Here is a 24,593-nt window from a genome sequence, read left to right on the forward strand (position 1 = left end):
GCGCCTCAGCGGGCGCTCAGGCGTTCCAGGAGGCCCTGGCGGCGGCCCTCAGCACCCTGCGCCGCCGCCAGCCGGTGACACGGTCGGTGTACACGCCGCCGTCCAGGTGGTCGCACTCGTGCTGGAGGCAGCGCGCGAACCAGCCCGTCCCGTGCACCCGCACCGGCTCGCCGCGCAGATCGACCCCTTCGACCACCGCGTGGTCGAAGCGCGGCGTGAGCGCCTCGAGGCCGGGCAGCGAAAGACAGCCCTCGGGGCCGCGCACCGTCTCGCCGTCCGCCTCGACGAGCCTCGGGTTGACGACGTACCCGAGATGGCGGACGTCCTCGTCGTCCGGGCAGTCGTACACGAACACGCGCTTGCCCACGCCGATCTGGTTCGCGGCGAGACCCACGCCGTTCGCGGCGTACATCGTCGCGAACATGTCCTCGATGAGGTCCGCCAGTTCGGCGCCGAAGTCGGTGACCTCCTCGCAGGGTGTGTGCAGCACGGGGTCACCGAGCAGGGTCATGGGTCGTACGCGCCCCGAGGCGCCCGGGATCGAGCCGTGTCGCATGGCGGCAAGAGTACGGTCCAGGTGGCGGGGCGGCATCGAGGTGGTGCCGTGATTCGGGCTTGCCAGTGGATCTCGATAGGCTGAGCAGAGAAACGATGCCGGGGGCAGGCGCGGCGCCGTACGCAAGGAGGATCTCGACAGATGTCAGGCAACACGGACCCGCTGTCGCCGCGGGCCAAGCTGGCCGTGACGGCGGGCAAGGCGGCCGCGGCGGTGTCGCGAGCGGCGGGCCGCGGCAGCGGATCGGTGATCGGCGGCAAGGTCGCGCTCAAGCTCGACCCCGAGCTGCTCGGACGGCTCGCCACGCACCTGGACGTGGTCCTCGTGTCGGCCACGAACGGCAAGACGACCACCACGCGTCTGATCGCCGAGGCGCTGCGGGCCAGCGGCCCGGTCGTCTCGAACGCCCTCGGGGCGAACATGCCCGCCGGAATCACCTCGGCCCTGGCCGGTGGCTCCGACGCGAAGTTCGGCGTGATCGAGGTCGACGAGAAGTACCTCGCGGGTGTCGCCCGTGACGTCGACCCGAAGGCGATCGCGCTGCTCAACCTCTCGCGCGACCAGCTGGACCGCGCCGCCGAGACCCGCATGCTCGCCGAGAAGTGGCGCGAGGGCCTCGCCGGCTCCAAGGCCGTCATCGTCGCCAACGCCGACGACCCGCTGGTCGTCTGGGCCGCCTCCTCCTCGCCGAACGTGGTGTGGGTGGCCGCCGGCCAGGAGTGGAAGGACGACGCCTGGTCGTGCCCGTCCTGCGGTGGCGTCATGCAGCGCCCCGGCGACGACTGGTTCTGCGGCGAGTGCGGTTTCCGCCGCCCCGCGCCCAGCTGGGTGCTCTCCGGCGACCACGTCCTGGACCCGCACGGCTCGGCCTGGCCGATCCACCTCCAGCTGCCCGGTCGCGCCAACAAGGCCAACGCCGCCTCCTCGGCCGCCGTCGCCGCCGTCTTCGGCGTGCCTCCGCAGGTCGCCCTGGAGCGCATGTACCAGGTGCAGGCCGTCGCCGGACGCTACGACGTGGTGCAGTTCCAGGGCCGTGACCTGCGCCTGCTGCTCGCGAAGAACCCGGCGGGCTGGCTCGAAACGTTTTCGCTGATCGACCCGCCGCCGACCCCGGTGATCCTCTCCGTGAACGCCCGCGGCGCGGACGGCACGGACACCTCCTGGCTGTGGGACGTCGACTACACCCGTCTGGCCGGTCACCCGATCTTCGTCCTCGGTGACCGCAAGCTGGACCTCGCCGTGCGGCTTGAGGTCGCGGGCCTGGACTTCCGGGTCTGCGAGTCGGTCGACGAGGCGGTGCAGCTCGCCCCGCCGGGACGCATCGAGACCATCGCGAACTACACCGCGTTCCAGGACCTGCGCCGCCGCGTCGGCAACTGACCCCGGGTAAGGACAATGAGCATGAGCGACAACAGCCTGCGTCTGGTCTGGGTCTACCCCGACCTCCTGAGCACGTACGGAGACCAGGGCAACGCCCTCGTCGTGGAGCGCCGCGCCCGCCAGCGCGGCCTCCAGGTCGAGCGCTACGACGTACGCAGCGACCAGCCGGTGCCCACCTCCGGCGACATCTACCTCATCGGCGGCGGCGAGGACCGCCCGCAGCGCCTGGCGGCCGAGCGGCTGCGCCGCGACGGCGGTCTGCAGCGAGCCGTGGGCAACGGCGCGATCGTCTTCTCGGTCTGCGCCGGCTACCAGATCCTCGGCAACGAGTTCATCAACGACCTCGGCCAGCGCGAGCCCGGTCTCGGCCTGCTCGACGTGGTCTCCACGCGCGGCGAGGGCGAGCGGTGCGTCGGCGACGTGCTCGCCGACATCGACCCGCAGCTGGGCCTGCCGCAGCTGACCGGCTTCGAGAACCACCAGGGCGTCACCCACGTGGGCCCCGCCGCCCGCCCCTTCGCCCGGGTCCAGCTCGGCCGGGGCAACGGCACGGGCGACGGCACCGAGGGCGCGTACAACGGCACGGTGTTCGGTACGTACATGCACGGCCCGGTCCTCGCCCGCAACCCGCTCATCGCGGACCTGCTGCTCAAGCTGGCCCTCGACGTGAACGCGCTGCCGCCGACGGACGACCGGTGGTACGAGGCGCTGCGCAACGAGCGGATCAACGCCGCCCAGCAGCCCGCGTAACATCCCGGCACGAAGGCCCGGTTGACGCCCCGCCCGCACATGTGAGCGGGGGCGTCCAGCCCTCGGACGCCTGATGCGGTCCCGCCCCCCGGCGCCTATAGGGTGAGGCGGGAATCCCGCCGGACGACGTGGTCCGGTCATCGGCCCACGTTGCAAAGGTATTCCGGGCTATGCGCATTGGTGTCCTGACCTCCGGCGGCGACTGCCCCGGACTGAACGCCGTCATCCGATCCGTCGTGCACCGCGCGGTGGCGGACCACGGCGACGAGGTCATCGGCTTCCACGACGGCTGGAAGGGCCTCCTGGAATGTGACTACCGCAAGCTCGACCTCGACGCGGTGGGCGGCATCCTCGCCCGCGGCGGAACGATTCTGGGCTCCTCGCGCGTGCAGCCCGCGCATCTGCGGGACGGCGTGGAGCGCGCCAGGGGGCACGTCGCCGAGCTGGGCCTCGACGCGATCATCCCGATCGGCGGCGAGGGCACGCTGAAGGCGGCCCGGCTGCTGTCCGACGCGGGTCTGCCCATCGTCGGGGTGCCCAAGACCATCGACAACGACATCGCGGTCACCGACGTCACCTTCGGCTTCGACACCGCCGTCGGGGTCGCCACGGAGGCGCTCGACCGTCTCAAGACCACCGCCGAGTCGCACCAGCGGGTGCTCATCGTCGAGGTCATGGGCCGGCACACGGGCTGGATCGCGCTGCACTCCGGCATGGCGGCCGGCGCGCACGCCATCGTCGTGCCCGAGCGGCCCTTCGACATCGAGGAACTGGCCAAGAAGGTCGGCGAGCGCTTCTCCGCGGGCAAGAAGTTCGCGATCGTCGTGGCCGCCGAGGGCGCCAAGCCGCGCGAGGGCTCCATGGAGTTCGACGTGGGCGGCAAGGACGTCTACGGCCACGAGCGGTTCGCCGGCATCGCCCGGCAGCTCTCCCTCGAACTGGAGGAGCGCCTGGGCAAGGAGGCGCGTCCGGTCATCCTCGGCCACGTCCAGCGCGGCGGCACCCCCACCGCGTACGACCGCGTGCTCGCGACCCGCTTCGGCTGGCACGCCGTCGAGGCCGTGCACCGCGGCGAGTTCGGGAAGATGACCGCGCTGCGCGGCACCGACATCACGATGGTGCCGCTCGCCGAGGCGGTCGCGACCCTGAAGACGGTGCCCGACGAGCGGTACGCCGAAGCGGAGTGCGTGCTGTAGGTCCGGCCCGCGCCGACGTCCGCCCTCAAGGCGCCCGTCTCCAGAGCGCCCGCCTTCCCCCCTCCGTACGCCAACTCATCACCTGTTGAACTATCTGCCCCCGGTCGCGTCAGCGGCCGGGGGCAGTTCTACTCTGGTGCCGAGACACGTCGCACAATCCGCACGAATCAGGAGCCACTGGATGGATCACAGCGGGCACGGCATGAACATGGATCTGCCGCCGTTCACGCTGGGGCGAGGCCTGGAACCCTCGGCCGACCCCTTCTTCCTCATCGGCTGCCTGGTGGCCCTCGGCCTGTACGGGTGGGGCGTGGCACGGCTCGTGCGGCGCGGTGACAAGTGGCCGGTGGGCCGCACGATCTCCTTCGTGCTCGGTGTCCTCACCGTCCTGCTCGTGATGTGCACCAAGCTGAACGACTACGGCATGGTCATGTTCAGCGTGCACATGGTGCAGCACATGGTGATCAGCATGCTGTCGCCCATCCTGCTGCTGCTCGGCGCGCCGATCACGCTGGCGCTGCGCGCGCTGCCGGTGGCGGCGCGCGGCAGCAAGGGGCCGCGCGAGTGGCTGCTCTGGCTGCTGCACAGCCGGTACATGCGGATCATCACGCACCCCGCCTTCACGATCCCGCTGTTCATCGCGAGCCTGTACGCGCTCTACTTCACGCCGCTCTTCGACACGCTGATGGGGTCCAAGGCGGGCCACATCGGGATGATGGTCCACTTCCTCGCCGTCGGCCTGGTCTTCTTCTGGCCGATCATGGGCGTCGACCCGGGTCCGCACCGGCCCGGCTATGTGATGCGGATGCTGGAGCTGTTCGCGGGCATGCCGTTCCACGCCTTCTTCGGCATCGCGCTGATGATGGCGACCCAGCCGATGATCGGCACGTACATGCACCCGCCCGCCTCGCTCGGCATCGACGCGCTCCAGGACCAGGAGGCGGCGGGCGGCATCGCCTGGGCCTTCAGTGAGATCCCGTCCGTGGTGGTTCTGGTCGCCCTGCTGTTCCAGTGGCGCAAGTCCGAGGAGCGCGAGGCGCGGCGCAAGGACCGCGCCGCGGACCGCGACGGGGACAAGGAGCTCGAGGAGTACAACGCCTATCTGGCCTCACTGGCCGCACGCGGGCGCTAGCGGCAACCGGGTGTCACGGGGGACGATGGACCTCGGACCGCAGCCGCGGCGCGTGGGCGCACAGGGCTGCCGGGAGGAGGCTGAGCGATGCCCGGTTCCACGAAGACCATGGGTGGGTTCACCATCGGAGGCCTGGTCATGGTGACGGCCTACACGGCGGCGCTCGGAAGCAACGGCTGGCTGTGGTTCGGCTGGGTCGTGCTGGGCCTGATCACGCTGGCGATGGTGCTGTCGCGCGCCTAGTGGGGGCGTGGTGCGCGAATCGGCATGCGCCGTGACACCGGCCCGTGAAGCGCCCTGTCCCGTGCGGCGTGGCCGCTTCAGAACCGGAAGACGTATCCGGTGGCCGCGTCCATCGTGCAGGCGTTCGGGTACGTCTTGTGCCAGCCGACCATCCGGCCCCGGTAGGTCCCCGTCGCGCTCACCGTGACCGGGTCGAACTCCTTGGTGCACGCGTGCGGGTCCTCGGGGAGTTCGTCGAGATCGCCGCCCGCCTGGGCGATCGCCTCGCAGGCCTTGGCCGCCTGCGGGTGGTGGCCCGAGGGCTCGGGCTCGCAGTTCAGCAGGACACCCCGGATCCAGGTGTTGTCCGACCCCGAGACGGTGAGGAAGAGCCCACGCTCCGGAGGGGGCATCTCCTGTGTCGCGTGGGCTGCGGGCGCCCCGGCGGCGAGCGCGAGCAGGGCGGCGGCTGTGACGGTGAGCGGGCGCATCGGTGACCTCCGGGAACGGACGGTGACATCGGGGAGAGGCCAGAGCACCTTCCGTCCGTGGCGCGGGGCGAGCCGCCGCGCCGGTCGTTCCCCCGCCGGGGCGTACGCAAGGGCCCGAACGGGCTCTCGCGTACGCGGCGCCGATTGGCTACTGTGCGTCGGCACCGGGACCACGGGGAAGGCGGCCGCCATGTTCTATCTACTGCTCAAGCACGTGATCCTCGGCCCGCTGCTCCGGCTGATGTTCCGGCCCAGAATCGAGGGCCTGGAGCATGTGCCGGAGAACGGCGCGGCGATCGTCGCGGGCAATCACCTGTCGTTCTCCGACCACTTCCTGATGCCCGCGATCATCAAGCGCCGCATCACCTTCCTCGCCAAGGCCGAGTACTTCACGGGCCCCGGCATCAAGGGCCGGCTGACGGCCGCGTTCTTCCGCAGCGCGGGGCAGATCCCCGTGGACCGCTCCGGCCGGGAGGCGGGCCAGGCCGCGATCCGCGAGGGGCTCGGCGTCCTGTGCAAGGGCGAGCTGCTCGGCATCTATCCGGAGGGCACCCGCTCGCACGACGGCCGGCTCTACAAGGGCAAGGTCGGCGTCGCGGCGATGGCGCTCAAGGCGCAGGTGCCGGTGGTGCCGTGCGCGATGATCGGCACGTTCGAGGCGCAGCCGCCCGGCCAGAAGGTCCCCAAGTTCAAGCGCGTGACGATTCGTTTCGGCGAGCCCCTCGACTTCTCCCGCTACGTCGGCATGGACAACGAGAAGGCGGTGCTGCGGGCCGTCACCGACGAGATCATGTACGAGATCCTCGGGCTCTCCGGTCAGGAGTACGTCGACAAGTACGCGGCCGTCGTGAAGGCGGAGGAGGCCGAGCAGGCCGCGGCGGGCACCAAGGACCAGCGGAAGTTCCCGAGGATGCCGCTGAGCTGACGCGGCGGCGCACTCCCCCGGCGTGGTCCCCGTCGCGCCGGCCGGCGCCTCTGCTGAGAGCAGAGCACGTCCCCCGTCCGGCTGTCGGACCATACGGTCCGATCATGAAGAACGCGATGGTGATCGGTGCGACGGGACAGACGGGGCGCGTGACGGTTCAGGCGCTCGCCGAGGACGGCTGGGCGGTGACGGCGGCGTCGCGGGGCGGCGGACGCGACACGCGGTGGCCCGAGGACGTACGGGCGGTGCGCCTGGACCGGGAGGACGACCCGGCGTTCGCCGCGGCGCTGGGCGACGGGGTGGATCTCGTGGTCGACACGGTGGCGTTCACGGCGACGCACGCCCGGCAGTACGAGGCCCTGGCCGACCGGATCGGGTCGGCCGTCGTCCTCTCCAGCGGGGCGGTCTACGCGGACGGGCGGGGCCGCAGCTTCGACACCCAGGAGGAGCCCGACGGATTTCCCGAGCACCCCGTGCCGATCCCCGAGAGCCAGCCGACGGTGGCGCCGGGCGAGGCCACGTACGGCACCCGCAAGATCGCGCTGGAGCGCACGCTGCTGGCGCTCGGTGAGCGCCTTCCGGTGACGCTGCTGCGCGCGGGCGCGATCCACGGACCGCACTGCCGCACGCCCCGCGAGCTGTACTTCGTGAAGCGGAACCTGGACGGGCGGCGCACCCGGGTCCTCGCGCACGGCGGGGCCAGCCGGTTCCATCCGGTCAGCGTCCACAACATCGCGGAGCTGGTGCGGCTCGCCGCGGTGCGCCCGGGCTCGCGGGTGCTCAACGCGGGCGACCCCGAGGCGCCCACGGTCGCGGAGATCGGGGCGGCGATCGACGCCGCGATGGGGACCCGGACCGAGACGGTGACGGTGCCGGGCGGGCCGCCGGCGCCGAACGTCGGGGACACGCCGTGGTCGGCGGGGCATCCGGTGGTGTACGACATGTCGGCGGCGGAGCGGGAGCTGGGCTACCGCGCCGTGACGACGTACGCCGACAGCCTCCAGGAGACGGTGGACTGGCTGGCCGCGCGGCTCGCGGGGCAGGACTGGCGCGCGGCGTTCCCGAAGATGGCCGGGAACTACGACCCGTCGGGTGATCTGTTCGACTACGCGGCGGAGGACGACTGGCTGGCGCGACGAACGGCCTGAGACGCCAACGGCCGACCGTCACCGCGCGTGGGCACGGGCGACGGTCGGCCGGTGGACTGCTCCTGCCGCGGCTACGGCTTCGGCGTGGCGTGCGGCCCGCAGGTCACGTCGGAGGCGTCCAGCTCGCCGGTCAACAGGTAGGTGTCGACGCGGTCGTTGAGGCACGGGTTGGCGATGTTGGTGATGCCGTGCGAACCGGCGTCCTTCTCCGTGACCAGGCGGGAGCCCTTGAGGGTCTTGTGGAGTTCGAGGGCGCCGGGGTACGGCGTGGCCGCGTCACGGGTGGACTGGACGATCAGCGTCCGCGGCAGGCCCTTGCGGGTCTCGATCTCCATTGGGCGCTGCTGCTTGCTCGACCAGGTCGCGCACGGCAGGTTCATCCAGGCGTTGCCCCAGGTGAAGAAGGGGCTGGTGCGGTGGATGCGGGTGTTGTCGCGGTCCCACTTCCGCCAGCTGCGCGGCCACTTGGCGTCCGCGCACTCGACGGCCGTGTAGACGGCGTTGCCGTTCTCCGCGGCGATGTTGCCCGCGGTGTCGGAGAGGTCGGGGCTCGCGGCGTCGACGAGGGGCTTCGGGTCACCGGCGACGTACTTGCTCCAGTTCGTGGCGATCTCGACCCAGTAGGAGTCGTAGTACGGCGCGTTCTGGAAGTAGGAGTGCAGCTCGGCCGGGCCGACGACGCCGCCGAGGGGCTGCTTCTTCGCGGTGGCGCGCAGCGTGTCCCACTGGGCGCGGACCTCGTCGTAGGTGTCGCCGAGGTGGAAGGCGGCGTCGTTCTTCGCGACCCAGGTCATCCAGTCGACGAGGCGCTTCTCGAAGGCCACGTCCTGGTCGAGGTTGACCTCGTACCAGATCTTGTCCGTGCGCGGGTTGACCACGGAGTCGAACACCATGCGGCGCACGTGCGTGGGGAAGAGCGTGCCGTAGACCGCGCCGAGGTAGGTGCCGTAGGAGACACCGAGGAAGTTCAGCTTCTTCTCGCCGAGGGCGGCGCGGATGACGTCGAGGTCCCGGGCGGTGTTGGGCGTCGTCATGTGGGGCAGCAGCTCGCCGCTGCGCTCCTGGCAGCCGTCCGCGTACTGGGCGGCGAGCTTGCGCTGGGCGCGCTTGTCGGCCTCGCTGTCGGGGACGGGGTCCGGCTTGGGCGCCTTGACGAACTCCTGCGGGTCCACGCAGGAGACGGGGGCCGAGTGGCCGACGCCGCGCGGCTCGAAGCCCACGAAGTCGTAGGCCTTCGCGGTCTTCTCCCACAGCTTGCTCTTGGTGACGACGCGGCGCGGGAAGCGCAGGCCGGAGGCGCCGGGGCCGCCCGGGTTGTAGACGAGGGCGCCCTGGCGCTCGTCCTTGGTGCCGGTGTTGCCGATGCGGTCGACGGCCAGCTTGATCTGCTTGCCGTGCGGCTTGGCGTAGTCGAGCGGGACGGTGACCCAGCCGCACTGGATGGGCTTCTCCAGGCCCCAGTCGGCGGGGCAGTCCCGCCAGTCGACGCCGGCCTTCGCGGCGCGCTCGGCGGCGAGGGCGGCGCCGCGGGCCTCGCGGTCCTTGCCGGAGCGGGAGGCCGCGGCGCCCTGCGCGTCGGCGCTGGCCGTCGGCGCCGCGAACGCACCCGCTATCAGCGTCGCCGCGACAAGAGCGCCCGCGGAACCGAGCACCGCCGTCCGTCTGGTCCCTGGCGTCCTACTCAAGTGGGGCCTCCCGCACATCGATTCGAACCGGTTCGATCAGTACGGGGGATCCTTGCGCCTGCGGGGACCCCGGCAACAGCCACGACAGGCTTTCTTTGCCAATCCGATAAACGGATTGGTCCGACCCGGTGAGCGGATCACGTCAGCCGGTGCAGGGCCTCGTCCAGCGCCCGGCGGACCTGGAGGGCGTCCGGGGCCACCGCCGTGACCAGGACGCCCGGGCCCGCCAGGGGCGTCAGGGCCGCCCACTCCCCCAAGGGTGCGCCCGGGGGTTTGGCGTGCTCGAACTCCGGTCGTACGACGATCAGTTGGCCCACCGCGCGATGTCCGCCCAGGACGGCGGGGCCGTCCCAGCCGCCCGGGGCTCCGGGGCCGCAGGCCAGTTCCTGGTCGAAGAGGAGGCGGCCCGCGCGGCGGACGGTGAGGCGGCTGGTGAGGCGGCCCGGGGCCTCACCCGTGCGGCCCAGCGCCTGCTCCTCGCGCAGCACCAGGCGCGCGCCCTCGGCGAGGTCGGCGCGCGTGGTGACGCGGAGGTCACTGCCGTGCACGGAGATCAGCTGTTCGGGCAGCCAGTGCAGCTCGGCACCGTCGGCCACGGTCAGGCGCACGTCGTAGTGCGCCGCCGTCTCGCTCTGGCCGGGCAGCGCCATGGTGGCCGCCGCCGAGCCGATGTGCAGTGCCGCCCCCGCGTGGGCCACGGCCTCGACGGTGAGGTGGTCCCCGCCGAGGGGGCCGCTCATCGCGCCGACGAGCGTGACCCGCGCCGCCCCCGAGGTGGATCGGGTGCGGCGCAGGGCGAGCGGGCCCTCCCCGTCGAGCACGGGCAGCACGGTGCCGCCCTTGGCGCCGGCGCGCGCCTCCACACGGGCGGTGGCGCGGACGCCCGCGCTGCCCGCGCGGTAGATGCCCCGCGGGTGCGCGGCGCCCCGTGGGGCGAGGTCCACCGTCACGCCGACGCGGTCCATGCGGCGTGCTGCTCGCGCACCCAGGCGGCGACCGGGCCGACGCCTGCTTCGGAGCGCAGCGACTGGAAGATGACGGGGAGCTCGGCGCGCGAGGCCTTCGCGTCGGCGGCCATCCGGGCGAGGTCGGAGCCGACATGCGGGGCGAGGTCGGTCTTGTTCACGACCAGGAGGTCGGCCGTGGTGACGCCGGGGCCGCCCTTGCGCGGGATGTCGTCGCCGCCCGCCACGTCGATGACGAAGATCTGCGCGTCGACGAGGCCCTTGGAGAAGGTGGCCGTCAGGTTGTCGCCGCCGGACTCGACGAGGATCAGGTCGAGCGGCCCGACCTCGTCCTCCAGGTCCTCGACGGCCTCCAGGTTGGCGGAGATGTCGTCGCGGATCGCGGTGTGCGGGCAGGCGCCGGTCTCCACGGCGGTGATGCGCTCGGGCGGCAGGACGGCCTCGCGCAGCAGGAAGTCGGCGTCCTCACGCGTGTAGATGTCGTTCGTGACGACCGCGAGCGAGAACTCCTCGCGCAGCGCGCGGCACAGCGCGGCGACGGTCGCGGTCTTGCCGGAGCCGACGGGCCCGCCGAGCCCGATGCGCACCGCGCGACGGGTTCCGTCGGGGCGGTGGGCGTCGGCGGAGACCGCGGCGGGGCCGTCGTGGGAGTGATCGAGATGCATGATGCTGCTCCTTCGGGTGGTGCCGGTGGTGCTAGTGGTGTGAGGGTGCGCGGGGACCCGGGACGCCGTGGTCGGGGCGTCCCGTGCTGCCACCGCTAGGACGCGAAGAGGCGTACCGGCCAGGCCGCGTGCGCCTCCGCGCCGATCTCCAGGAGCGGCGCGGAGGCCGCGGGCAGCGCGTCGACGCCTTCGTCGGACGCGCGCCGCGCGGCTTCGGCCGCCCGGAGTGCCACGTGGTCGAGGTCCGGGGCGAGCCGGGCCAGGACCGCCGTGGCGTCGAAGGGGTCGAGGCTGAGCAGCCGCACGGTGGCCGTCGCCGGTCCGCTGACCGCTTCGTACGCCGAGCAGTACGCGGCGTCCTCGGGGCCGAGCCCGGCGGCGCGGGCGGTCAACCCGAGGACGACGGGCTGATGCGCGCCTTTGGGGAACCGCTGCGCCAGCGCGTCGAGTTCGGGGTGTGGCCAGGTGGCGCGGGCGGCCCGCATCATCTGCCGCCCGAGCCGCCGCGCCGCGGTGCGCAGCGCGGGTGACGGCGTGCGCGCGTCGGCCGCCGTGTCCAGGGCGACCGGGTCGACGCCGAGGGCGGCGGCCGCCGCGAGGGCGGCCGACACGAGCCCGGAGGTGTGCAGCCGTCCCCGGCAGAAGACCTCCAGGCTCGCGGCCCCGGTGATGCGGCCCGCCTTGACGGCCTCTTCGGCCCCGCCGGAGTGGGCGTGCCCGCCGGCGGGGAAGCGGCCGTCGGCCAGAACGAGTAGTGCTGCTCGGGACATGGGTGTCGTCGCCAGGTTCGTCGGGGCCGTCAGAACAGGAAGTACCGCTGCGCGAGCGGCAGTTCCGCGGCGGGCGACGGCTCGACGAGTTCACCGTCGATGGTGACGGCGAAGCTGTCGGGGGCGACCTCGACCCGGGGCAGCGCGTCGTTCTCGCGCATGTCTGCCTTGGTGCGACCGCGCGTGGACCGGATCGCGGTGAACTGCTTCTCCAGGCCCAGGCGTTCGGGCAGCCCGTCGTCCAGGGCCGACTGCGTCACGAAGTTGATCGAGTTCCGCGCGGGGGCCCTGCCGTGCGCGCCGTACATGCGGCGCGGCAGGATCGGCTGCGGGGTGGGGATGGACGCGTTGGCGTCGCCCATCTGCGCGTACGCGATCTGTCCGCCCTTGAGCACCACCTGCGGCTTGACGCCGAAGAACGCCGGTTCCCACAGCACCAGGTCGGCGAGCTTGCCGCTCTCGACCGAGCCGAGCTCGTGCTCGATGCCCTGGGCGACGGCCGCGTTGATCGTGTACTTGGCGACATAGCGGCGCGCGCGGTGGTTGTCGGCGCGGGTGTCCCCCGGCAGGAGGCCGCGGCGCCGCTTCATCACGTGCGCGGTCTGCCACGTCCGCATGATCACTTCCCCGATGCGGCCCATGGCCTGGGAGTCGGAGGACATGATCGAGATGGCGCCGAGGTCGTGGAGGATGTCCTCGGCCCCGATGGTGGTGGGCCGGATGCGGGACTCGGCGAAGGCCAGGTCCTCGGGCACGGCGGGGTTGAGGTGGTGGCAGACCATCAGCATGTCGAGGTGTTCCTCGACGGTGTTGACGGTGTGCGGCCGGGTCGGGTTGGTCGAGCTCGGCAGCATGTTGGGCAGCGAGACGGCCGTGATCATGTCGGGGGCGTGGCCGCCGCCCGCGCCCTCGACGTGGAAGGCGTGCAGGGTCCGGCCCGCGACCGCGTCGAAGGTGGCGTCGACGAAGCCGGCCTCGTTCAGCGTGTCCGTGTGGACGGCGAGCTGGGCGCCGGTCTCCTCGCAGACGTTCAGGCAGGCGTCGATCGTGGCGGGCGTCGCGCCCCAGTCCTCGTGGATCTTGAAGCTGACGGCGCCGGCGCGCAGCTGGGCGTGCATCGACTCGGCGTTGACGGTGTTGCCCTTGCCGAGGAAGCCCACGTTGACCGGGCTCGACTCCAGCGCGGCGAACATCCGCGCCAGGTGCCAGGCGCCGGGCGTGATGGTGGTCGCCTTGCTGCCCTCGGCGGGCCCGGTGCCGCCGCCGAAGAGCGTGGTGACGCCGGAGGCCAGCGCCTCGTCGACGATGGTCGGCGAGATGAAGTGGATGTGGGTGTCGATGCCGCCCGCGGTCACGATCTTGCCGTTGCCCGCGATGATCTCGGTCTCGGGGCCGATGACGAGGTCGGGGTGGACGCCGTCCATCGTGTCGGGGTTGCCGGACTTGCCGATGCCGGTGATGCGGCCGTCGCGGATGCCGATGTCGGCCTTGACGATTCCCCAGTGGTCGATGATCACCGCGCCGGTGATGACGGTGTCGGGGGCACCCTCGGCGCGCGTGGTGCGGGCCTGCCCCATCGACTCGCGGATGACCTTGCCGCCGCCGAACACCGACTCGTCGCCGGAGCGTCCGGGACCGCCGGAGCGGTCCTCCTCGATCTCGATCAGCAGATCGGTGTCGGCGAGCCGGATCCGGTCGCCCGTCGTGGGGCCGAACAGATCGGCGTACGCGGCACGGGACAGCTCAGGCATCGAGGGCACCTCCGGTCTCTCCGCGTAGACCGGGCACGATGCGCTTGCCGGCCAGCGGGACGAGTTCGACGTCGACGGGGATTCCGGGCTCGAAGCGCACGGCGGTCCCCGCGGCGATGTTCAGCCGCTTCCCGTGTGCGGCGCCGCGGTCGAAGTCCAGACCCGGGTTGGCCTCGGCGAAGTGGTAGTGGGAGCCGACCTGGACGGGGCGGTCGGCGGCGTTGAGGACGGTGAGGCGGGTGACCTCGCGGCCCTCGTTGAAGGAGACGGGATCGTCCGCGAAGAGGATCTCGCCGGGGATCATCCCCTGACCCGTGCCGTGCGTTGCGGCATGCATGAGGCGCGAACTCCCGTCAGACGATCGGATCGTGGACGGTGACGAGCTTGGTGCCGTCCGGGAAGGTGGCCTCGACCTGGACGTCGTGGATCATCTCGGGGATGCCCTCCATGACGTCGTCACGCGTGAGGATCTTCCGGCCCGACGACATGAGCTCGGCGACGGTGCGGCCGTCCCGGGCCCCTTCGAGGATGTGGGAGGTGATGAGGGCGATCGCCTCGGGGTGATTGAGCAGCAGCCCCCGCGCCCTTCGCTTCTCGGCCACATCCGCGGCCACATGGATGAGCAGTCTCTCCTGCTCGTGCGGGGTCAGTTGCACGCGTCCCACCTCACAGTCCTCGCTCCGAACCGTGCGGGGTCCGGTTGCCGCGGCCACCGCGACGGATATAGATGTAACACACAGCGAAGATGCGCGATCTTGCGCACCCCGGATACAAAATCCGCTGGTGGCGTGGCACGGGAGGGTAGTTGGGAGGAGTTTCAACGAGGTTAACCAGTCATTGACCGGCTCATGACCATCAGCTGGTCTGCGCCATACTCATCAGTGCCCGTAGACCGTCCTGGAGCGCCTCCACGGGCACCTCGTCGAAGAGCGCGTACTGCGCGGCGAACCCCTGCGCCGCCGCGATCATCGTCCGCGCGACGTGGTCGGCGGGGATGTCGGCGCGCATCATGCCCGCCTCCTGATAGCCCGTCACGATCTTCACCCAGGCCCCGCGCACCTTGACGTAGATGTCCGCCATGAGGGCCGAGAGCTCGTCGTTGCGGAGGGTCTCCGTCCACACCTGGATCATCAGCCGCGGGAAGTAGGTCCGCGAGCCCTCCCGCATCCCGGGCCGCAGATCGAGGACCTCGGAGAGCACCCTGCCCACCAGGACGTCCGGCGGGGGCGGCGGGCTCTGCCGGCCCGCCGCCTCGAAGATGTCACTGATGTCGGTGAGCACCTCGGCGACGATGGCGGCGATCAGCTCGTCCTTGCCGCGGAAGTAGCGGTAGACCGCGCCCGCCGACAGGCCCACCTCCTTCAGCACGTCCTGCATGGACGTGGCATGGAAGCCGTTGCGCGCGAAACACAGCGCGGCGCCGTCGAGGATCTGCCGACGACGTGCGTCGAGGTGTTCTTGGGATACGCGAGCCATGCCCTCAACGTAAAACGAACATTCATTCTTGACAAGAATGCCGCACCGCAGGACAGTGGGCCCACACATAAAACGAACGATCCTTCTCTTTAAAGCGTCTCTTCGAAGCGTCCTTTTGAGCTGCCCTTTGAAGCGGCCCTTTGAAGCGCCCCTCCCCTCTCCCTGAAGGAAGCACCCCATGTCCACACCGCCCACCGGCGCGCCCGCACAGGGCCCCCGCATGGTGATGGTGGCCGTCCTGGTCCCCGTGCTCGTGACCATCGCACTCTGGGCCTTCGCCTGGCCCGCGGCCCGCACCGCGCCCCGCGACCTGCCCCTCGGCGTCGCCGGACCGGCCGCCGCGGCGGAGCCGATCAGCCGCCAACTCCGGCAGCACGAGGGCGCGTTCGAGATCCACCGGTACGCCGACGAGGCCGCGGCCCGCGCCGCCGTCGAGGACCGGACCGTGTACGGCGCGGTCGTCGCCACGCCCCGCGGGCCCAAGCTGCTCACCGCGACGGCCGCGAGCCCGGTCGTCGCACAGCTGCTTCAGCAGGCCGTGCAGCAGCAGGCCCCCGGGTCCGCCGCCGTGCCGGTGGTCGACGTGGTGCCCGCGCCCACGGCCGATCCGCGGGGCGCCGCGCTCGGGTCGAGCGTGCTGCCGCTGGCCATGGCGGGTGTCGCGGCCGGCGCGCTCGTCACCGTGCGCGGACTGCGCGGTGTGCGCGCGGTCCTCACCCTGCTCGTCGCCGCCGCGCTCGTCGGTGTCGTCGCGACCGCGCTCACCCACAGCTGGCTGGGCGTACTGACCGGCGACTGGGTCGCGGAAGCAGGCGTGCTGGCCCTCGCCACGCTCGCGGTCGCCGGCGCCGTCGCCGGGCTCGCGGCGCTGCTCGGCCCGGCGGGCATAGGGGTGGGCGCCCTGCTGATGGTGCTGCTCGGCAACCCCTTCTCCGGCGTGACCTCGGCGCCGCAGCTGCTGCCCGAACCGATCGGATTCATCGGCCAGTTGCTGCCCCCGGGCGCCGGGGGCACCCTGCTGCGCTCGGTGTCCTTCTTCGACGGCGCGGGGGCCGCGGGCCCCGCGCTCACCCTCGGCGCGTGGGCCGTGCTCGGCCTCGCCGCGGTGCTGCTCGGCGCCCGCAGGCGGCGGCCCGCGCCCGCCGCCGCGCCCGCGGCGCACCCGGAGCCGGCGCCGGTCGGCTGACGCCCGCCGGGTCGCGCCGCACAGGAACGGCCGTACGTCCCCGCTGTAGCGGACGGGGACGTACGGCCTCGTGCGTGCGCGTCAGCGGGGCGCCGACAACCCCTGCGCTACGTGGCGTTGGGGCCCCGGTGCTCGGCCGCGATGCCGAAGCGCCGGGGCTCGGACGGCGCGGGCGACACGGCACCGATCGAGGTGACCGTGCTGACGGTCCGCTCCTGCGACGCGTCCGCGAGCTGTTCGAGGCGCTCCAGGTCGGCGGCGGACACGAGCGCCACGAGCGGCTTGCCGTGGCGGGTGACCACGACCCGCTCGCCCCCGTAGACGACGCGGTTGATCAGCTCCGCGAGCTCTGCTCGGGCTTGCGTCACCGGAATCTCGTAGGCCATGCCTCCAGCTTAGACGCCGTCCTTCCGGGGCTCCGGGGGCGAGCCGCCGCCCGCCCGCGGGCCCGACGGCTCAGCGCACGGTCCAGATCCAGCCGAGCGGCGTGAGGCCGAGCGCGCGGGCCACCGAGCGGGAGGCGCGGTTGGCGGCCGTGGTGCTGTAGAAGAGCACCTCCTTGCCGGGGCCCACGCGGCGGGACCAGGCGGCGACCGCGGCCGGGGCGAGCCCGCGGCCGCGGAAGTCCGGCCGGGTCCAGATGCCGGCCTCCGCGCCGCGGGCGTTGGCGGCCGGAGTGTGGCAGATGGACACGGGGGCGCCGTCGTGCACGGCCATCGCCCACTCCCCCGCCGCCCCTGAGATCAGCTCCGCCCATTCGCCGGGCCGCCAGTTGTCGGGGCGGCGCAGGCTCCGGGCCGCCTCCAGCCCCTCCTCGTCCGAGAGCAGCAGGGGCAGGGCAGCGGGCGGGTCCGCGGCGAGCGGGTCCGGGAAGGTGAAGCAGGGGCCGCCCTCGACCGAGGCCCGTTCGCCGGCCGTCGTCAGCGCCGCCGCGATCCGTACGAGGACGGCGGGCGGCTCGCCCGGCGCGTACGGCTGTTCCGCCTCTTCGGCGGCGCCCCTGGGATCGACATCCGGACCGGGACCTTCCGCACTCTCGAAGAGGCCCTCGGGGCCGACGCCCGCACCCAGTGCCAGCACCCGCGCCCCCGGCGACCAGGCCAGCACGGCCCGCACCGACGGATCGGTCACCGTCGGCAGCCCTCCGGTCCCCTCCCCGGCCGGTCCGAGGCCGTGGATGACGTCCATCTCCAGGGCGAGCAGCCCTCGCTCGTCCCGTTCCCGCGCGTCTTCCCTCATGGCCCGAAGAGGGTACGCGGGCCCCGCGCGGCGGCACACCTCGCTCTTCCCCATCCTCAGAGAAACGTACGTCCTGTACATTTTCTACAGAGCCCGGACCGCTCCGCGACCGGAAGAAGAGAGGCGTGCCATGAACCGTCCGTCCGCCCGCTACGTCCTGCCCGAGTTCACCGAGCGCACCAGCTCGGGAACGCGGACGCTCGACCCCTACTCGAAGCTCCTGGAGGAGCGGATCGTCTTTCTCGGCACCCCCATCGACGACCGCTCGGCGAACGACGTGATGGCGCAGTTCATGCACCTGGAGTACCTCGACCCGGACCGCGACATCTCGCTCTACATCAACTCCCCGGGCGGCTCGTTCAGCGCGATGACGGCGATCTACGACACGATGCAGTTCGTCACCTGCGACGTGGAGACGATCTGCCTCGGACAGGCCGCCTCGGCCGCCGCCGTGCTGCTCGCGGCGGGCACCCCCGGCAAGCGGGGCGCCCTGCCCGGCGCGCGGGTGCTGATCCACCAGCCCTCCGTCGCCGAACCGATCCAGGGGCAGACCAGCGACCTCGCGATCCAGGCCGACGAGATCCTGCGCACCCGACGGCTCCTGGAGGAACTGCTCGTACGGCACACGGGGCAGAGCCCGGAGCGGATCACCGCGGACATTGAGCGGGACAAGATCCTGGACGCGCCGGCGGCCCTGGAGTACGGCCTCGTGGACCGGATCATCCCGAACCGCAAGACCTCCCTCGCCGCGCGCGATCCGAGGTGAGCGGGCGATGCTGCCACCCGAACTGCCACCCCTGCCCGCCCTGACGCGGGCCGAGGCCGAGCTGGTCGACCGCTATCTGGAGGTCGTCGACCTGCTCGGCCGGATCAACCCCGCCCGCGCCGAGCACACCTACGGCGGACTGCGCGCCGCCCAGGCACTCGTCGGCCGGGCGACCGCCCTGCGGGACGCGCTCACGCTCATGCACCAGCGCGGCGAGAGCGAGGTGCACACCGGCACACTCGCCACGGCCCTGCGCGTCCTCGACGGCGAGCGACGGGCCCGGCGGGTCACCGTGCCGCCGCCCCCGGCCGGTTGACCACGGCGCGGACGCCCCCGCACGGCCCTCCGGAACGTCCCGGACCGGTTCGAAACGGACCAGACGAGCTACCCCGGACGGCGTACCAGGGCGTCCGCCGCCCTGCCGTGGAGAGTTGCGCCAGGTGTGTACAACGGGGGCGGAATGACACATTCCAACGCTGGTCGAGCGGTCGTCAGACCATGCCTCCTCAACCCGAATTCGTCAGTGTCCACCCGAACGGGTCAGTCGTGAGGAGCCTCACAAAACGCCGTTTCGGCTCGGTTTTTTCGCCCTTGTCGGGTCAAGATCCCTTCCGACGACAAGCCCCCGCCACAGCGGCGGGGCGGTCCGGGCGGACGCCGAGTCCTGCCGCCACCCGGATGACCGGTCGACATCGGTGCAACGGCAGGAGTGGAGGACCCAAGCACGGCGGGCCCGTCCGGGAAGTCCGGACGACGCCCTTGGGGTGAAGCCGCAGAGCACGACGCGGCCGGGCATCTTCGCCTGCCCGAACCCGACAGGTCATCCTTCACAGGCGGCTGACGAAGGGTTGCGCATGACTGCGCTGAATCATGTTCCGTCGCTGCTCAGCAGGACCGGTGCGGCATCGGTCCTCACGCTCGCCGTCGTAGGCGGCACCGTCGTGGCCCCCGGGCTCGCGTCGGAGGCACAGGCAGCCACACACGGGACGAAGGCGCTCAAGATCGCGGCTTCCAAGAAGGGCTCTCCGTACCGCTACGGCGCGGTGGGGCCCAACAGGTTCGACTGCTCGGGCCTGACGCTCTACTCGTTCAAGAAGACGGGCAAGAAACTGCCGCGCACCGCCGCCGCGCAGTACAACAAGACCAGGCACATCTCCAAGTCCCAGCGATCCCCCGGCGACCTGGTGTTCTTCCACTCGGGCCGGAACGTCTACCACGTCGGGATCTACGCGGGTAACGGCCGCATCTGGCACGCCCCCAAGACGGGCACGGTGGTCCGCCTGGAGAAGATCTGGTCCAAGAGCGTCTGGTACGGCAGGGTCCGCTGACCCGGCCGCGATCGGTCCGGCGCGCGTCACGCACCCGCCAGGTGCCCGTGCGTGACGCGCGCCGGAGCCGCGGCCCCGCAGAACCTCCGGTCACACCCGGACGGGCTCCGCCCTCACGCGAGAACCGGCTCCAGGAGGAGCACAAGACCCAGCACGCCGAGCGCGGCGCCGGTGACGGCCTCGACGGCACGGGCGGTGCGCGGCCTGCGCAGCCAGGCACCGAGCCGGTCCACCAGAAGCGCCACCACCGGGAACCACAGCAGTGCGAACGCCACCACGATCGTCGCCAGCAGCAACGTCCTGGGCATCGCGGGGCTGCCGTCGGGCACGAACTGGGGCAGCACACTGAGGAAGGTGATCGACGCCTTGGGGTTCAGGGCGTTGGTGAGGAACCCCTCGCGCAGGCCACCGCCCCGCGCCACCGGTTCGTCCCCCGAAGCGGCCCGCGGCACCGCCGCCGACCGCAGCGCGCGGTGGGCGAGGTGGAGCACATAGACCCCGCCGAGCAGTTGCAGCGCCCGGAAGAGCGCGGGCTCGGCCGCGAGGACCGCGGCGACGCCCGCGACGGCCAGCGCGGTGTGCACCAAGAGCCCGCCGGCCACACCGACCGCGCAGGCGACTCCGGCCCGTCGTGAGGCGAGCGCGTTGCGTACGACGACGGCGAAGTCGGCGCCCGGCACGGCGACCATGCCCGCGGCGACGCCGGTGAAGGCGACCAGTTGTGCGTCCATGGGGGCCAGCCTGCCCGGGCGGAGCCTTCAGCAGGTATGTGGAATATCCTGGGTCTGCCTTAAGCAGGTGTTGAGGGAGATGCCATGTACGACCCCACACGCCTCGCCGCTCTCGTGGCCGTCTCCGAGGCAGGTTCGATCACCCGGGCCGCCGAGCGCCTCGGCTACACCGTGCCCGCGCTCTCGCAGCAACTCGCCAAGCTGGAGCGCGAGGCGGGCACCGCACTGCTCGTCCGGCACCATCGCGGGGCGCGGCTGACGGGTGCGGGCGAGCTCCTCGTCGGGCATGCCCGCCGGGTGCTGGACGAGATGGAGCGGGCCCGGCACGAACTGGCGCGGCTCGCCGGGCTCTCCGGCGGACGGCTGCGGGTGGGGACGTTTCCGACCGCCGGCATCCATCTGCTGCCGCCCGTCCTGAGCGCGTTCCGCAGGGCGCATCCGGATGTGGAGCTGACGGTGACGGGGCACGAGCCGCCCTCGGGTGTCACCGCCGTGGCGACGGGCGAGGTCGACCTGGCGCTCACGCACACCTACGAGCCCGCCGATCCGGTGCCGTTGCCCGCCGCGGTCTCGGCCGAGCCGATCCTGGTCGAGGAGCTGGTCCTGGTGACCCGGCCGGGGCACGCCCTCAGCAGCGGCACCTCCCGGCTGCCGCTGGCCGAGCTGGCCGGACAGCCGCTGATCAGCATGGCGCCGGACCATCCGCCCCGGCAGGCGGTGGAGCGGGCGCTGGCCCGTGCCGGGACGAGCCCCGCGGTGCTGGTCGGGACACCGGGGTACGCACTGGTCTGCGCGCTGGTCAGCGCCGGGCTCGGGGTCGCCGTGGTACCGGAGATGGTGGCGCGCACCGCGGTCACGCCCGTCGGCACCCGCCTGCTGGAACCGGGCGACCTGCGGCGCACGATCTCCGTGGTGCACCGCACCGACGAGCCGAACGCCGCGGCGGACTCCTTCCGGGCGCTGCTGCGCGGGGCGTTCGGCCGCTCGGCCGGGACGGGCTGACCGAGCACGGCCCGGGAGATCGCGCGGACCCACCGGCGCGGCCCCCACGCGAGCTCTCGCGGGCGGATCGGCCGGTCCCGCGTCTCAGTGCGCGGCGCCGCGCTGTCTGCGCCGGACCGGCGCCTTCCAGGGCAGGGCGATCCACACGGTCTTGCCGCCCTCGTCGGTCGGACTGACCGAGAGTCTGCCGCCGCACTCTGCGGTGAGCCAGCGAATGATTACCATGCCCCGGCCGTTGTCCTGCTGGACGGCCGCGGGCAGCCGCCTGGGGTAGCGGGGGTGGCTGTCGGTGACACCGATCCGCAGCTGCTCCTCCCGGTCGAGCTCGACGTCCACGGTGAAGGTGGGCGACTGCCCCAAGGTGTGCTGCACGGCGTTCGTGGCGAGCTCGGAGACGATCAGTCTGATCGTGTCGGCCACCTCGTCGTCGCCGGGCAGTCCCCATTCGGAGAGCACCCGCAAGACGTATTTCCGGGCCGCGGAGACCGAGGCAGGATCGCTCGGCAGAGTGACGGAGGCTTCCTGGAGGTCTGCCATGGCGACGCTGTCCCTTTCCCACCGGGACCGGTCTCCGACTCGTCGCGGATGACTCGAGGACAGTCCCGAACTGGTGCTTCGCGCCAGCCTGCCACTCCTTACCCTGTCACGGGTGGCGATCCACCGAGATGTGCATATATCTGTCGCTCGAAGCGGTGAACTCTGCTACGGCAGACCGTATTTGGGATGCACACTGGTGCTTCCTCTACTGTCGCCTACTGCCCCCGCTCTGCCGCCGGGATGCCCGACGGCTCCACCCGGAAGGAGACGGGCATGCAGTACGGCCCCGCGGTGCGTCGCCGCCAACTCGGTGCCGAACTCCGCGCGCTGCGCACCCACGCGGGACTCACCAGCAGCCAGGCCGCGGCCAAGCTGGGCTGGCACCAGTCGAAGGTGAGCCGGATCGAGACCGGCCGCAGTGGCGTGAAGGCCGCCGACGTGCGTCTGCTCCTCGAAGCGTACGAGGTGAAGGACCCCCAACTGAACGAACTGCTCTTCGCGTTCGCCGGTGCCGATGACCCCGGCGCGGGGCGCCACCACTGGTGGAAGGCCTACCGCGATCTGCTGCCCGCCACCTACCGCGATTTCATCAGCCTGGAGTCGCAGGCGAGTTGGGTGCGCACGCTGGAGACGAGTGTCGTACCGGGGCTGCTGCAGACCCCCGAGTACGCGCGCGCGGTGACCCGGGCCGCACTCGGCGGCCTGCCGGAGGAGCAGGTCGACGCGCTGGTCGAGGTGCGTCTGGCCCGCCAGGACGTGCTGCGCGCGGATCCGCCGCTGCGCCTGAGCGTGATCCTGGACGAGGCGGTGCTGCGCCGGCCGGTGGGCGGGGAGCGGGTTTTCGCAGGGCAGTTGTCACGGTTACGGAAGGTGGCTCTGCTGCCGCACGTGCATCTCCAGGTGCTGCCGTTCGCCGCCGGAGAGCATGTGGGTCTGATCGGTCCTTTCGTTATTTTTTCATTTCCGAACATTGCTGATCTGGATGTGGTTGTTCTCGACCATTTGACGAGTAGCCTCTACCTCGAACGGAAAGAAGACCTCCAGGCGTACACGGAGGCCTTCACCTCCCTTCAGGTACAGGCGCTATCACCCGAGGACTCCACGCATTTCATCGCCGAACTCTGCGACGGCGCTAAGGAGGCACCATGACCGCAAGGCCTCGGAACGTACCTTCCAGCACGACCCTTCGAGGTGCGCGGTGGCAGCGCAGCAGCTACAGCAACGGAATGAACAACTGCGTCGAGACGGCCACGCTCGACTCGGGTCCGCTGACCGGCCTGTGCGCCGTGCGTGACTCGAAGAACATCGCAGGGCCCGCCCTGCTTCTCTCCCCCGGCCCCTGGGAGTCGTTCCTCAACAGCATGCGGTGAGCAGAGCCCCGCCCTCACCGGGCCCGGCATGCTTCATCGAGGTGCACTGCGGCTGATCACTCGTACGGCATCGGCGATCTGCGCGTCGGTGAGATCCGCACGGGCGGTCAGCCGCAGCCGTGACACGCCGTCGGGCACCGACGGCGGCCGGAAACATCCCACCGCGAGGCCGGCGGCCCGGCAGTCGGCCGCCCAGCGCACGGCGAGCTCCGGCGACGGCGCGCGCACGGAGACGACGGCGGCGTCGGGGCGTACCGCCGAAAGGCCCTCGGCCGTCAGGCGCCGGTGCAGTTCGGCGGCGACCTCGCGGGCCCGGGCGGCCCGTTCGGGCTCGCGGCGCAGCAGGCGCAGGGAGGCGAGCGCGGCGCCCACCGCGGCCGGCGCGAGGCCCGTGTCGAAGATGAAGGTGCGGGCCGCGTTCACCAGATGCTCGATGACCTCGGCGGGGCCGAGCACGGCGCCGCCCTGGCTGCCCAGGGACTTGGAGAGGGTCAGGGTGACCACGGTGTCGGGCGCGCCCGCCAGGCCCGCGGCGTGCGGGGCGCCCCGGCCGCCGTCGCCAAGCACCCCGAGCCCATGGGCGTCGTCGACGACGAGTCCGGCGCCGAACTCGCGGCAGACCGTGGCCAGTTCGGCCAGCGGGGCCATGTCGCCGTCCACCGAGAACACCGAGTCGGAGACCACGATCGCGGGCCCGTCGTGCGCGTCCAGCGTCTTGCGGACGGCCTCGGGGTCGGCGTGCGGCACGACCTGCGTGGTCCCGCGGGCGAGCCGGCAGCCGTCGATGAGCGATGCGTGGTTGCCCGCGTCGGAGACGATCAGCGAGCCGTGCGGGGCGAGCGCGGTGACGGCGGCGAGGTTCGCCGCGTAGCCGGAGGAGAACACAAGGGCCGACTCGGCCCCGCAGAACTCGGCGAGTTCCCGCTCCAGTTCGGCGTGCAGCTCGGTGGTGCCGGTCACCAGCCGGGAGCCGGTGGCGCCGCCGCCCCACCGGCGGGCAGCGGCGGCCGCCCCCTCGATGACCTCGGGGTGCCGGGTCAGGCCGAGGTAGTCGTTGCCCGCCAGGTCGAGGAGGGCGTCGGCGGCGGGGCGCGGACGCAGAGTGCGGACGAGTCCGGCGGCGGCGCGCAGCCGCGCCTGCTCGTCGATCCACCCGAAGGCGGAGGAGGGTACGCCCGATGCGCCCGTCGCGGGGCGGCTGTTTGTAGACATTGCACAGACCCTAGCCGCCCTGCCACCTGGCCAGGATGTGGCAATACCCACACGTCAAACCGGTTCTGTTGTGCAAACCCTCCTTGGCCGGGGAGGCTGCCGTGCGTAAG

Annotated in this window: 29 protein-coding genes and 1 riboswitch; of the genes, 14 read left to right on the forward strand and 15 right to left on the reverse strand. The window is 72.0% G+C overall.

The window, feature by feature from the left end; translation table 11 throughout:
• Positions 1–16 precede the first annotated feature (16 nt).
• A complete protein-coding gene (gene def, locus AB0L89_RS20605; RefSeq protein ID WP_365142787.1) occupies positions 17–556 on the reverse strand; it encodes a peptide deformylase in 540 nt (179 codons plus the stop codon).
• Positions 557–697: 141 nt separating this feature from the next.
• Here def and AB0L89_RS20610 point away from each other — a divergent pair, with 141 nt between their 5' ends.
• The 5 genes from AB0L89_RS20610 (at position 698) to AB0L89_RS20630 (ending at position 5,257) form a co-directional block, all read left to right on the forward strand.
• On the forward strand, positions 698–1,936 hold the full coding sequence (locus AB0L89_RS20610; RefSeq protein WP_365142789.1) for a MurT ligase domain-containing protein: 1,239 nt from the start codon (positions 698–700) through the stop codon (positions 1,934–1,936).
• Positions 1,937–1,957: 21 nt separating this feature from the next.
• Complete coding sequence (locus AB0L89_RS20615; protein ID WP_365142791.1) at positions 1,958–2,686, forward strand: glutamine amidotransferase; 729 nt, start codon at positions 1,958–1,960, stop codon at positions 2,684–2,686.
• A gap of 170 nt (positions 2,687–2,856) precedes the next feature.
• On the forward strand, positions 2,857–3,882 hold the full coding sequence (locus AB0L89_RS20620; RefSeq protein ID WP_365142793.1) for a 6-phosphofructokinase: 1,026 nt from the start codon (positions 2,857–2,859) through the stop codon (positions 3,880–3,882).
• A 181-nt stretch (positions 3,883–4,063) separates the two neighbouring features.
• A complete protein-coding gene (locus AB0L89_RS20625; RefSeq protein ID WP_365142795.1) occupies positions 4,064–5,014 on the forward strand; it encodes a cytochrome c oxidase assembly protein in 951 nt (316 codons plus the stop codon).
• An 87-nt stretch (positions 5,015–5,101) separates the two neighbouring features.
• Positions 5,102–5,257 carry a hypothetical protein gene (locus AB0L89_RS20630; protein ID WP_365142797.1) on the forward strand — a complete coding sequence of 52 codons (156 nt, stop codon included), beginning with the start codon at positions 5,102–5,104 and terminating at the stop codon, positions 5,255–5,257.
• Positions 5,258–5,334: 77 nt separating this feature from the next.
• Here the strand turns inward: AB0L89_RS20630 and AB0L89_RS20635 are convergent, their stop codons facing one another.
• Positions 5,335–5,727, reverse strand: coding sequence for an SSI family serine proteinase inhibitor (locus tag AB0L89_RS20635; protein ID WP_365142799.1), 393 nt, complete (start codon positions 5,725–5,727; stop codon positions 5,335–5,337).
• Between the two features lie 190 nt (positions 5,728–5,917).
• Here AB0L89_RS20635 and AB0L89_RS20640 point away from each other — a divergent pair, with 190 nt between their 5' ends.
• Positions 5,918–6,652, forward strand: a complete 735-nt coding sequence (locus tag AB0L89_RS20640; RefSeq protein ID WP_365142801.1) for a lysophospholipid acyltransferase family protein — start codon at positions 5,918–5,920, stop codon at positions 6,650–6,652.
• Positions 6,653–6,768: 116 nt separating this feature from the next.
• Positions 6,769–7,800 (forward strand): NAD-dependent epimerase/dehydratase family protein, encoded by a 1,032-nt coding sequence (locus AB0L89_RS20645; protein WP_365143376.1) that lies wholly within the window; start codon positions 6,769–6,771, stop codon positions 7,798–7,800.
• Between the two features lie 71 nt (positions 7,801–7,871).
• On the opposite strand, the gene AB0L89_RS20650 is transcribed toward AB0L89_RS20645, so the two are convergent.
• From AB0L89_RS20650 to AB0L89_RS20685, 8 genes are all read right to left on the reverse strand, one after another.
• Entirely contained in the window at positions 7,872–9,485 is a 1,614-nt protein-coding gene (locus tag AB0L89_RS20650) for an alpha/beta hydrolase (protein ID WP_365142803.1), read from the reverse strand.
• 137 nt (positions 9,486–9,622) lie between these two features.
• A complete protein-coding gene (locus AB0L89_RS20655; RefSeq protein WP_365142805.1) occupies positions 9,623–10,450 on the reverse strand; it encodes an urease accessory protein UreD in 828 nt (275 codons plus the stop codon).
• Positions 10,432–11,115 (reverse strand): urease accessory protein UreG, encoded by a 684-nt coding sequence (gene ureG, locus AB0L89_RS20660; RefSeq protein WP_365142807.1) that lies wholly within the window; start codon positions 11,113–11,115, stop codon positions 10,432–10,434. Before ureG ends, AB0L89_RS20655 begins: the two co-directional genes overlap by 19 nt.
• A 95-nt stretch (positions 11,116–11,210) precedes the next feature.
• Positions 11,211–11,885, reverse strand: coding sequence for an urease accessory UreF family protein (locus AB0L89_RS20665; protein ID WP_365142809.1), 675 nt, complete (start codon positions 11,883–11,885; stop codon positions 11,211–11,213).
• Between the two features lie 29 nt (positions 11,886–11,914).
• A complete protein-coding gene (locus tag AB0L89_RS20670) occupies positions 11,915–13,636 on the reverse strand; it encodes an urease subunit alpha (RefSeq protein WP_365142811.1) in 1,722 nt (573 codons plus the stop codon).
• A complete protein-coding gene (locus AB0L89_RS20675; RefSeq protein WP_365143378.1) occupies positions 13,629–13,940 on the reverse strand; it encodes an urease subunit beta in 312 nt (103 codons plus the stop codon). The genes AB0L89_RS20670 and AB0L89_RS20675 overlap by 8 nt, the downstream gene beginning before the upstream one ends.
• Before the next feature lie 49 nt (positions 13,941–13,989).
• Complete coding sequence (locus tag AB0L89_RS20680; protein ID WP_055697283.1) at positions 13,990–14,292, reverse strand: urease subunit gamma; 303 nt, start codon at positions 14,290–14,292, stop codon at positions 13,990–13,992.
• A 199-nt stretch (positions 14,293–14,491) separates the two neighbouring features.
• Complete coding sequence (locus tag AB0L89_RS20685) at positions 14,492–15,112, reverse strand: TetR/AcrR family transcriptional regulator (RefSeq protein WP_365142813.1); 621 nt, start codon at positions 15,110–15,112, stop codon at positions 14,492–14,494.
• 178 nt (positions 15,113–15,290) lie between these two features.
• Between AB0L89_RS20685 and AB0L89_RS20690 the strand changes: the two genes are divergently transcribed.
• Entirely contained in the window at positions 15,291–16,298 is a 1,008-nt protein-coding gene (locus tag AB0L89_RS20690; protein WP_365142815.1) for an ABC transporter permease, read from the forward strand.
• Between the two features lie 107 nt (positions 16,299–16,405).
• Here AB0L89_RS20690 and AB0L89_RS20695 read toward each other — a convergent pair whose 3' ends face one another.
• Positions 16,406–16,684: a type II toxin-antitoxin system Phd/YefM family antitoxin gene (locus tag AB0L89_RS20695; protein ID WP_365142817.1), complete on the reverse strand. Its 279-nt coding sequence runs from the start codon at positions 16,682–16,684 to the stop codon at positions 16,406–16,408.
• Between the two features lie 70 nt (positions 16,685–16,754).
• A complete protein-coding gene (locus AB0L89_RS20700) occupies positions 16,755–17,537 on the reverse strand; it encodes a GNAT family N-acetyltransferase (protein WP_365142819.1) in 783 nt (260 codons plus the stop codon).
• Between the two features lie 130 nt (positions 17,538–17,667).
• Between AB0L89_RS20700 and AB0L89_RS20705 the strand changes: the two genes are divergently transcribed.
• The 3 genes from AB0L89_RS20705 (at position 17,668) to AB0L89_RS20715 (ending at position 19,631) form a co-directional block, all read left to right on the forward strand.
• Entirely contained in the window at positions 17,668–18,303 is a 636-nt protein-coding gene (locus AB0L89_RS20705; RefSeq protein WP_365142821.1) for an ATP-dependent Clp protease proteolytic subunit, read from the forward strand.
• 7 nt (positions 18,304–18,310) lie between these two features.
• Positions 18,311–18,619 carry a hypothetical protein gene (locus tag AB0L89_RS20710; RefSeq protein ID WP_365142823.1) on the forward strand — a complete coding sequence of 103 codons (309 nt, stop codon included), beginning with the start codon at positions 18,311–18,313 and terminating at the stop codon, positions 18,617–18,619.
• Positions 18,620–18,977: 358 nt separating this feature from the next.
• A riboswitch (cyclic di-AMP (ydaO/yuaA leader) is annotated at positions 18,978–19,154 on the forward strand.
• A gap of 3 nt (positions 19,155–19,157) precedes the next feature.
• Entirely contained in the window at positions 19,158–19,631 is a 474-nt protein-coding gene (locus AB0L89_RS20715; protein ID WP_365142825.1) for a C40 family peptidase, read from the forward strand.
• Between the two features lie 113 nt (positions 19,632–19,744).
• On the opposite strand, the gene AB0L89_RS20720 is transcribed toward AB0L89_RS20715, so the two are convergent.
• Entirely contained in the window at positions 19,745–20,362 is a 618-nt protein-coding gene (locus AB0L89_RS20720; RefSeq protein ID WP_365142826.1) for a LysE family transporter, read from the reverse strand.
• Positions 20,363–20,446: 84 nt separating this feature from the next.
• Here AB0L89_RS20720 and AB0L89_RS20725 point away from each other — a divergent pair, with 84 nt between their 5' ends.
• Positions 20,447–21,364 carry a LysR family transcriptional regulator gene (locus AB0L89_RS20725; protein WP_365142828.1) on the forward strand — a complete coding sequence of 306 codons (918 nt, stop codon included), beginning with the start codon at positions 20,447–20,449 and terminating at the stop codon, positions 21,362–21,364.
• A gap of 84 nt (positions 21,365–21,448) precedes the next feature.
• Here the strand turns inward: AB0L89_RS20725 and AB0L89_RS20730 are convergent, their stop codons facing one another.
• Positions 21,449–21,901, reverse strand: coding sequence for an ATP-binding protein (locus AB0L89_RS20730; RefSeq protein ID WP_365142830.1), 453 nt, complete (start codon positions 21,899–21,901; stop codon positions 21,449–21,451).
• 273 nt (positions 21,902–22,174) lie between these two features.
• Here AB0L89_RS20730 and AB0L89_RS20735 point away from each other — a divergent pair, with 273 nt between their 5' ends.
• The gene (locus tag AB0L89_RS20735) at positions 22,175–23,050 is read left to right on the forward strand and encodes a helix-turn-helix transcriptional regulator (RefSeq protein ID WP_365142832.1); all 876 of its coding nucleotides are present in this window, start codon (positions 22,175–22,177) and stop codon (positions 23,048–23,050) included.
• The gene (locus tag AB0L89_RS20740; RefSeq protein WP_365142834.1) at positions 23,047–23,271 is read left to right on the forward strand and encodes a DUF397 domain-containing protein; all 225 of its coding nucleotides are present in this window, start codon (positions 23,047–23,049) and stop codon (positions 23,269–23,271) included. Before AB0L89_RS20735 ends, AB0L89_RS20740 begins: the two co-directional genes overlap by 4 nt.
• 33 nt (positions 23,272–23,304) lie before the next feature.
• Here the strand turns inward: AB0L89_RS20740 and AB0L89_RS20745 are convergent, their stop codons facing one another.
• On the reverse strand, positions 23,305–24,483 hold the full coding sequence (locus tag AB0L89_RS20745) for an 8-amino-7-oxononanoate synthase (RefSeq protein WP_365142836.1): 1,179 nt from the start codon (positions 24,481–24,483) through the stop codon (positions 23,305–23,307).
• Positions 24,484–24,593 lie beyond the last annotated feature (110 nt).

It is taken from the genome of Streptomyces sp. NPDC052114 (assembly GCF_040680155.1).
In the GTDB taxonomy this organism is placed as follows: Bacteria; Actinomycetota; Actinomycetes; order Streptomycetales; family Streptomycetaceae; genus Streptomyces.